The organism is Alphaproteobacteria bacterium (genome assembly GCA_030740435.1).
GTDB lineage: Bacteria > Pseudomonadota > Alphaproteobacteria > UBA2966 > UBA2966.
This window is the reverse complement of record JASLXG010000052.1, coordinates 1-8,210: the sequence shown is the minus strand read 5'-3', so window position 1 is coordinate 8,210 and position 8,210 is coordinate 1. Positions and strand designations below refer to the sequence as shown.

Annotated in this window: 7 protein-coding genes and 2 pseudogenes; 5 read left to right on the top strand and 4 right to left on the bottom strand. The window is 65.0% G+C overall.

The window, feature by feature from the left end; translation table 11 throughout:
- Positions 1-469: 469 nt before the first annotated feature.
- Entirely contained in the window at positions 470-1,549 is a 1,080-nt protein-coding gene (locus tag QGG75_06200; GenBank protein ID MDP6066833.1) for a FecR domain-containing protein, read from the top strand.
- A gap of 283 nt (positions 1,550-1,832) precedes the next feature.
- Here QGG75_06200 and QGG75_06195 read toward each other — a convergent pair.
- The 3 genes and pseudogenes from QGG75_06195 to QGG75_06185 form a co-directional block, all read right to left on the bottom strand.
- Positions 1,833-2,270, bottom strand: a pseudogene (locus QGG75_06195) (tyrosine-type recombinase/integrase).
- Between the two features lie 43 nt (positions 2,271-2,313).
- On the bottom strand, positions 2,314-2,757 hold the full coding sequence (locus QGG75_06190; GenBank protein ID MDP6066832.1) for a VOC family protein: 444 nt from the start codon (positions 2,755-2,757) through the stop codon (positions 2,314-2,316).
- A 22-nt stretch (positions 2,758-2,779) separates the two neighbouring features.
- Positions 2,780-3,865, bottom strand: coding sequence for a hypothetical protein (locus QGG75_06185; protein ID MDP6066831.1), 1,086 nt, complete (start codon positions 3,863-3,865; stop codon positions 2,780-2,782).
- 168 nt (positions 3,866-4,033) lie between these two features.
- Here QGG75_06185 and moaA point away from each other — a divergent pair, with 168 nt between their 5' ends.
- Positions 4,034-5,020, top strand: coding sequence for a GTP 3',8-cyclase MoaA (gene moaA / locus QGG75_06180; protein ID MDP6066830.1), 987 nt, complete (start codon positions 4,034-4,036; stop codon positions 5,018-5,020).
- Between the two features lie 27 nt (positions 5,021-5,047).
- On the opposite strand, the gene QGG75_06175 is transcribed toward moaA, so the two are convergent.
- Complete coding sequence (locus QGG75_06175) at positions 5,048-5,590, bottom strand: molybdopterin-guanine dinucleotide biosynthesis protein A (protein ID MDP6066829.1); 543 nt, start codon at positions 5,588-5,590, stop codon at positions 5,048-5,050.
- Between the two features lie 178 nt (positions 5,591-5,768).
- Here QGG75_06175 and QGG75_06170 point away from each other — a divergent pair, with 178 nt between their 5' ends.
- From QGG75_06170 to QGG75_06160, 3 genes and pseudogenes are all read left to right on the top strand, one after another.
- On the top strand, positions 5,769-6,536 hold the full coding sequence (locus QGG75_06170) for an NAD kinase (GenBank protein ID MDP6066828.1): 768 nt from the start codon (positions 5,769-5,771) through the stop codon (positions 6,534-6,536).
- Between the two features lie 9 nt (positions 6,537-6,545).
- Positions 6,546-7,646 (top strand): AbrB family transcriptional regulator, encoded by a 1,101-nt coding sequence (locus QGG75_06165; protein MDP6066827.1) that lies wholly within the window; start codon positions 6,546-6,548, stop codon positions 7,644-7,646.
- Between the two features lie 424 nt (positions 7,647-8,070).
- Positions 8,071-8,210: pseudogene (locus QGG75_06160) on the top strand (IS1380 family transposase).

Sequence of the window (8,210 nt, the reverse complement as noted above, 5' to 3'; positions counted from 1 at the left end):
ATTTGGCCAAATGGGCTTCCAACAACGGCCAAATCATCAAATCGGGGCTGCCGAATGACCGCAGAGCAAAATTCCTTCCATCGGTGGTCGGGTTCGCCTACGATTTGCTACGATACGAATGCTATCTGGGAAATATCGGTTTGTGCCGCACATCGCGAGGATTGCCGCCATATCGCCGTAGAGTTCGGCGTTCAGAGTCTTGGGGCCACTGCCGGGCGAGAGGACTAATGCCGACGACTTGCCCAGATGGTTGCTGGCGGTTAGTGTCCGGCATATGACAGCCAACAAGCTGCAACCAATCCTTCTTCTTCTTGGCTTGATCTGGGCGGTCGAGCCGGCTAGCGCCAGTGCCCCGATCGTGCCGGCGGCTAACGCTCCTCTAGTGCTTGAGGTTTCGGGGGCATCAGTTACCGTCCCGGGAGGGCATTTTCTTCTCGTTGCCGAATATGTCCGTGAAGGCGCTGACTTGGTGCTGGTCGGGCCGGACGGCCAGACCGTTGTGGTGCGGGACTACTTCTCCAGCGATGCTCCGCCAACGCTGATCACCGAGGGCGGCTCGCGGATCTCGCCTGATCTGGCCGAAGCCTTGGCCGGACCGGTGGCGCCGGCGCAATCCGCCCAGGCCGGCCAGGCCGCGGCAACGCCACCCATCGGCCAGGTACAAACCCTCGAAGGCACGGCCACGGCAACCCGGGCCGACGGCACCGAGGTAACGCTGACCTCGGGTTCGGCGATCTTCCAGGGTGACGTCATCGAAACCGGCTCGGGCGCCTCCGTCGGCGGCGTCTTCATCGATACCACGACGTTCTCGCTGGGCGAGGACGGCCGCATGGTGATGGACGAGCTGGTCTTCGACCCGGAGAACAGCGAAGGCACGTCATCGTTCTCGGTGGTGCAGGGTGTTTTCAGCTTCGTCTCTGGCCAGATTGCCAAGTCGGGTCCGGACGCCATGGTGGTACGCACGCCGGTGGCCACCATCGGCATCCGCGGAACGCGGGTGGCGGGCCAGGCGCAGGCCGAGGGCGAGGTCAATACCATCACGCTGTTGGTCAACGACGACGGCACGGTGGGCGAGCTATCGGTCTCCAACGACGCCGGCACGATCGTCCTTAACGTGGCCAACCAGACGACGCAGGTTCTGAGCTTCTCGCAACCTCCGGCACCGCCGGTGATCATGCCGGCGGCCCAGATCCAGGCGCTTTACGGCTCAGCCACTGCCGCCCTGCCGCCGCAGCCGGCGACGCCACCGCAGATCCAGGCGACGCAAGAGGGTGACCAGCAGGCCGGCGAAGGCGAGGGCGAGGGCGAGGGCGAGGGCGAGGGCGAAGACGAAGGCGAAGGCGAAGGCGAAGGCGAGGGCGAGGGCGAAGGCGAGGGCGAGGCCGCAGCCGAGGGGGCGCCGGAAGGCGATCTTGAGGGTGGTTCCGAAAGTAGTTCGGAAGGCGGCTCTGAAGTCGCGCCATTTAGCCTTAATGATGCAGTAACACGTATTTTTTATGACATGATTGATACAGTTATAGAATGGGTTAGCGGTTCCGCCTCGCCGTAGCGGCCTTGATTCCGGTCAATTGAGGCTTGGCATCGGTGTTGGGCTTCGTTTCAACGATGCGAGGAACGCAGTACCTCGGTCGGCCCGCCCCATCAACTGTTGGACCGGTCTAAATTTTCGAAAGCTGGGCTCTGATTAGCGGATTGGCCTCAACGCATGATGTTGCAGATACCGAGACGGAAAGAGACGCCTGTTGCACCCAGCGCTCCACACGGCCAGTGAACCGTAGTTAGAGCGAAGATCATGAAGCGAGAAAACGGCTCGACGACTGGTCAGGGCGAGCATGGGCGTAGGCGCTAGTGGTAGCGATGTTGGCATGGCCAAGGGTATCGCGCACCAGGTGCGCTGGTGCCCCTCGGTCTAGGGCGTGAGAAGCGTGAGCATGCCTGAGCCAATGGGCGGATACACGGGCCTCAATACCAGCGTGTGCCGCCGCCGCCCGGACAATCCTGTGGACCTGAACGGCGCTCACCGCCCGGTTTCCCTTGCGCGAGGCGATCACGGCTCCTTCGGCGGACGCACCGTGCCGGAGAGCACTCAGGCGCTTCCAAGCGCCATTGTAGATGCGAACCGAGCGCGTTTTGCCACCCTTGCCAGAAACCGTGACTTGGCCACCGTCCTCCCGAGCCTGCACGTCTTGCCAGCGCAGTGCCACGACCTCCCCGACGCGGAAGCCTCCAAAATACAGACTGGGGACCCGCACGCTACTCGATCGCGCCATGCACATTCGTGTCGGGGACCAGAAGGGTGGGTTCAAAGGCAAATTAGAGGCCATGGCGAAAGAGGGGCATTTCATCACGGGTGAAAAAAAGATTTTTTGAAATTATGGTGGATGTTGGTAGCGCCGCCGCACATCGAGGATTTACCCCACCGCTAATGGTGCTGAACACCGTCTTGACCGCTGTGGAGTTGCTGCTGCACCGGGGCCTTGTCCTGCCGCAGGAAGCGAAAGCGGTACGAGCGGCCACACCGGCCAGAGATAAAAGCGCGTTCTCCATGTCGGACTTGTCCAAGGGCTCCATGATCTCGATGGTCATCTCTTCGGCGGTGCCGCCGGGCGAGAGGAAGACGCTGCGGATGCCTTCCACCTCGATGCTGAGGTCGTTGAATTTCTGGAAGCCGAAAGCCTCGGTCCAGAGCCGCGTGGCGGCGTCGGCGTCGTGCACCAGGATTCCGATATGGCTGATGGCGCGAGTTTTGTTTGGCATGCGGTTCTCCACTGATAAGACGTTATTGTCGCACCCCAACCCGCCACTCGAAAGCCTCGTCGCCTCTGTCCAGCCGGCCCAGCACATCGAGCTCGAGCCTCGGATCATAGGCGGCCAAGGCGCCCTGCCAAAGGCCGTTCCAGGCAGCGAAGACGGCGGGATCGGGGCTTTGGCCGCGCATCAGGCGCCAGCTCGACTGGTGCACCAGGGCGGCGTCGCCGTCGGCCGACCACTCGGCCGCGTCGTCCTGGGCTTGGGCCAGGGCGGTCATGAAGGCGGCGAAGGAATGCGCCGCCGTGGGCCCCTCGCCAAGCCCCAGGCGCTCGGCCACCTCGGTGAAAAATTGCGCCCCGATCAGGTGGCCGGCCAGGCGGCCGAGCTCGGCCGCGTTGGCCGCGCCGATCTGGTCGACAAGTTCGGGCAGGCCGTTGGCGATGTAGTCCATGGCGTAGTTGCGGTTGGCCTTGTGCAGGCGCTCGGGCGGCCACTCGGCGGCATCGAGCCCAGGGACCCCGGCGGGATCGAAGGCAGGGATCGGTTCGTCCGAGAATTGCAGCCGTTCCTCTTCGGCCAGGTCGTGGCCGTACTCGAAAAAGTATCCCGCCAGGCCGTACTGGCCCGTCATGTCCTGGCTGGTGCAGACGAAACCGAGCCGCGGGTTGCCCATTGAGATCCCGTTGTGGCCGTACCAGCCGCGTAAAAAACCGTGGCTCACCTCAACCGGCACGCCACAGACCGCCGCGCCGGCGTAAAGCCAGCGGGGATGGCGGAAGTGCACCCAGGCCTTGTGCGCCGATTCCTCATGATACGTTACCTCGACGCCGCCGATGGCGTTGGCCAGATAATGGTAGCGCGCCGCCGCCACGGCGTCGGGCAAGCCATGGAGGCCCAGTTTGGCGAAACTCGAGGTGAATTTGGCCAGGTGCTGGCGGCGAAACAGGCGAAAACTCCATTCCCCCACATCGGCCGCGCCGCGGCGGTTGGCCAGCAGCAGGATCAGGCCGGTCAAGTAGGCGTGGTAGAGCGTCGCCGCGGCTTGCCAGCCGGCGCTTGGCGTGCCTGGTTCTTGGGCTTGGCGCAGGATAGCGGCAAAAGGGTTGCGCGACATGGTTTCCTCGGGTGATCGGGCTCGGATGAAGGCGCCAGGGACATGATAGCGCAGGAACGAAGCGCGTCAGATCGCCGCACCAACAAAATCTTGTTTGACAAAGGTTATATATGAGCGAATATAACGGTATGGTGCCTCGGACGAGGCTTCGAAACCAGCCAAAAACCCATGATCGATCCATTCGGCCGCCACGTCAGCTACCTGCGGGTCTCGCTCACCGACCGCTGCGATTTTCGCTGCACCTATTGCATGGCCGAGCACATGAACTTCCTGCCCAAGGCCGAGGTGCTGACGCTGGAGGAGCTCGACCGGCTGTGCTCGGCCTTCGTGCGCAAGGGCGTGCGCAAGCTCAGGCTGACCGGCGGCGAGCCCCTGGTGCGGCGCGGCGTGATGACGCTGATCCGCGGCCTGGGCCGGCACCTCAAGAGGGGGGCGCTGGACGAACTTACGCTCACCACCAACGGCAGCCAGCTCGGGCGATACGCTGCCGACCTCCATGGCGCCGGGGTGCGGCGCGTCAACGTCTCGCTCGACACCCTCGATGCCGACCGCTTCCGCGCCATCACGCGCCGCGGCGATCTCGGCCAGGTGCTCGATAGCCTGGCCGCGGCCAAGGCGGCCGGCCTTGCCATCAAGATCAACGCCGTCGCCATGAAAGGCGTCAACGACGACGAAATCGACCGCCTGGTCGTCTGGTGCGGCGAACAGGGCTTCGACCTCACGTTTATCGAGACCATGCCGCTGGGCCAGGTCGCGGGCCGGCGCGGCGACCATTATCTGCCGCTCTCGGTGCTGCGCCGCCAACTCGAGGAACGCTGGACCATCGAGGAGAGCGAGCACCGCACGGGCGGCCCGGCGCAGTATCTGCGGGTGCGCGAGACCGGCGGCCGGCTGGGCCTGATCACGCCGCTTTCGCAGAACTTCTGCGCCTCGTGCAACCGGGTGCGGCTGACCTGCACCGGCACGCTCTATATGTGCCTGGGCCAGAACGATGCCGCCGATCTGCGCACGCCCTTGCGCCAGAGCCCGGACGACGCCGCCCTCGAGCTGGCCATCGACCGGGCCATCGCCCGCAAGCCCCAGGGCCACGAATTCGACCTCGGTCCCCGCCAACCCCTGGCGCTCGAGCGCCATATGAGCGTCACCGGCGGCTGAGGGCCGGCGGCGGCGCTGCTTCGCGCTCTATTTCAGCGTAATCTGGTGGGCGTAGCTGTCGCCGTCGCTGATGGTGATGCGGCGGAAGCCGAGCAGACCGGCGAGATCGAAGAAGGTGAAATAGTCCTGCACGCCGATCTGTTGAAAGAGCGGGCTGGCGCGGGCGATGGCGGTGAGCTGAGCGAGCAGGGCGCGGCCCTGATAGATGGTGTCGAGGTAGCCGCGCTGGAGTGAGACGATGATCATCTTGTCGGCCTCGCCGCCTTTGGCGAAAATCGCGTAGCGCGGCGCGTAGGGCCGCTCGACCTGCTGACGGCCGAGCGCGGTAACGAAACCGATGCGCATTTGCCGGCTGCTCTTGTCCAGCGCGGCGGCCCGAACCTGATAGCTCTCGCGGCTGCTTGGCGGCGGATAATAGTAGCCCTGATGGCGATCCCCACTTGCCGCTTTGGTCCCTGTGGCCGCTTGCGGCGGCAGCGTGGCACTCGCTGTGGCTTGACAGGCCGTCAGCGCCAGCGCCACCAGCGCCAGCTGCAACATCCCCGCCCAGCGGCGGCAAGTGTCCGACATGCCCACCCCTCCTAATCTCCTCAACCGGATTGCGCCATCATGACGAGGCTCGTTCGCCCTCGCAAGGGAGGCGGGTGGCGTCCGGACGACCCTGCGCTATACTTCCGCTACACCCCGCCGCATCGACAAAACCACGACAATCACAATAAATCACAATAAATCACAAAAAATCACAGCCATGGCCCAGCCCGCCCTTGCCTTCGTTGCCAGCCCCACCCGCGAAGCCCGTCGCGTCCGGCGACACCTGGCTGCGCGCTACCCCCACGTGCCGCCCCGTGATGCCGACATCATCATCGCCATCGGCGGCGACGGCTTCATGCTGCAAACGCTGCGCCGCCACATGAAGCGCAGCGTGCCCATATTCGGCATGAACCTGGGCAGCGTCGGCTTTCTCATGAACTCTTATGCCGAGGACGACCTCTACGGTCGCTTGGCCGTGGCCCAGGCGGTTCAACTTCACCCCTTGCGCATGGTTGCCGTGCGCGCTGACGGGCGGCGCCGCACGGCGCTGGCGGTCAACGAGGTGGCGCTGCTGCGCCAGACCCGGCAGGCCTCGAAGCTGCGCATCACGGTCGACGGCGTGGTCCGTCTCGACGAGTTGGTTTGCGATGGCGTCCTGGTGGCCACGCCGGCCGGTAGCACCGCTTACAACCTTTCGGCCCATGGCCCCATCCTGCCGCTCGGTGCCCAGGTCCTGGCTTTGACGCCGATCAGCGCCTTCCGGCCCAGGCGCTGGCGCGGCGCCATACTGCCCAACGCCGCCCAGGTCCGCATCGATGTCCTCAGTGACGGCAAACGGCCGGTCAGCGCCGTGGCCGACGACACCGAAGTGCGGGACGTTGTCAGTGTCCGCATCGCCGAGGATAGGAAGACCACGCTGCACCTGCTCTTCGATCCCGAACACAACCTCGAGGAACGTATTGTTCGCGAGCAGTTCGTGCCTTAGCCTCCCGCAATGAGCCTACCCACCATCGACTGGATGCAGGCTCGGGCGCTGGCCTTGACCTTGGTGCTGGGGGCGGGTGGCGGCGCCATTTTCCGTTATTTCGACCTACCCCTGCCCTGGTTGCTGGGCGCCATGGCGGCGACCACGGTGGCGGCGCTCGCGGGCCAGGCAACGCTGGTACCCATGGGCCTGCGCACGACCATGATCGCGGTGCTGGGCATCATGCTGGGCAGCGCCTTCACGCCGGATCTGGTGGGCTCGCTCGTCGATTGGCTCGACACGCTGGTGTTGCTGGCAATCTATACCCTGACCGCGGGCACGCTGGGCTTTTTCTATTTTTCCCGGATCGGCGGCTTCGATCCCGTCACCGCCTACTTTTCGGCCATGCCCGGCGGTTTGACCGAGATGACCATAAATGGCGAAGCCCTGGGCGGAGATGCCCGGACCCTGGTGCTGTGCCACGCCGTACGCGTTCTTATTGTCGTCTTCGTCATCCCGCTGGGCTTCGGGCTCTTCGGCCTGCTTGATCCTGTTATCCCTGCGACCTCGGTGGCCCCAGCCGCCGGCCCCGCCGGCCTTGCCGGTCCGGCGAGCCTGTGGCATCCCGACTTGAGCCTGCAGGAAGCGGCAATCCTGTTGTTTTGCGCCGTGGTCGGATCGTGGGGCGCCCGGCGGCTGCGTCTGCCGGCCAGTTTCCTGCTCGGCCCCATGGTGCTGTCGGCCCTGGTGCACATCAGCGGCCTGACCGCTTCGAGCCCGCCGCAGGCACTGGTGGCGCTGGCGCAGGTCGTCATTGGCGCTGGCATCGGGGCGAGATTTTCCGGCATATCGTTGCGCTCGGTGGCCCGCACGCTGGCCTTGTCGCTGGGCGCCAACGTCGTGCTGCTGGGCCTGGCCTTGGCTTTTTCCTGGCTGGGCGCGGAATTGGGCGGCGCCTCGTTGGCGGCAAACATGCTGGCCATCGCGCCTGGCGGGGTGGCCGAGATGAGCCTGATTGCCCTGGCGCTCGGCATCGACGTTGCCTTCGTGGCCTCCAGCCACCTGATCCGCATCCTGCTGGTGGTCGTGGCGGCGCCGCAGGCTTTCCGGTATTGGCAGCGCAAAGGCTAGGGGCTGTTTGGAATCTGCGATTATGAACAGTAGGTTAGCGGAGTTTTTTGTGCTATAGGATGCCCCGCCGGTAGCCTGACCATCGGCATTATTGGGAAGTTCAAGATCGTGCGGCGAAAACCTCGAACCAAGCTGACTACTGCCTTGATCCTTGGCCTCATGGCCAACGCCTGGGTGGCGCCTGGATACGCCGGGTCGGCAGCGCCGCCGGCGCCGGCACCGCCTGTGGGGATGACAAATTCCGCCACGGCTGGGGGCCCATCCAACCCCTCGGCCGGCCCGCCGTCCTACCCGGCGCTGATACTCTGGCAACGAGCTGGGCCGCTGGCCAAGCCCCCTGTTTCGAGCCCGGACCAGGGACCGAGGCAGCGTCGCCTGGCGGCCGGCAGCGCCGCCGGAGCCAGCGCCTTTCCGGCCCGACCTGAAGCGGCGCGTGGTGGCCAAGGTGGAATGGCACCCCGGCGAGTTGTACCCCCGCGTCGGCTTTATCGTCACCAACCTGTCGCGGCCCGCCGAACGGGTGGTGGCGTTTTATAATCACCGTGGGACAGCGGAGCAGTACAT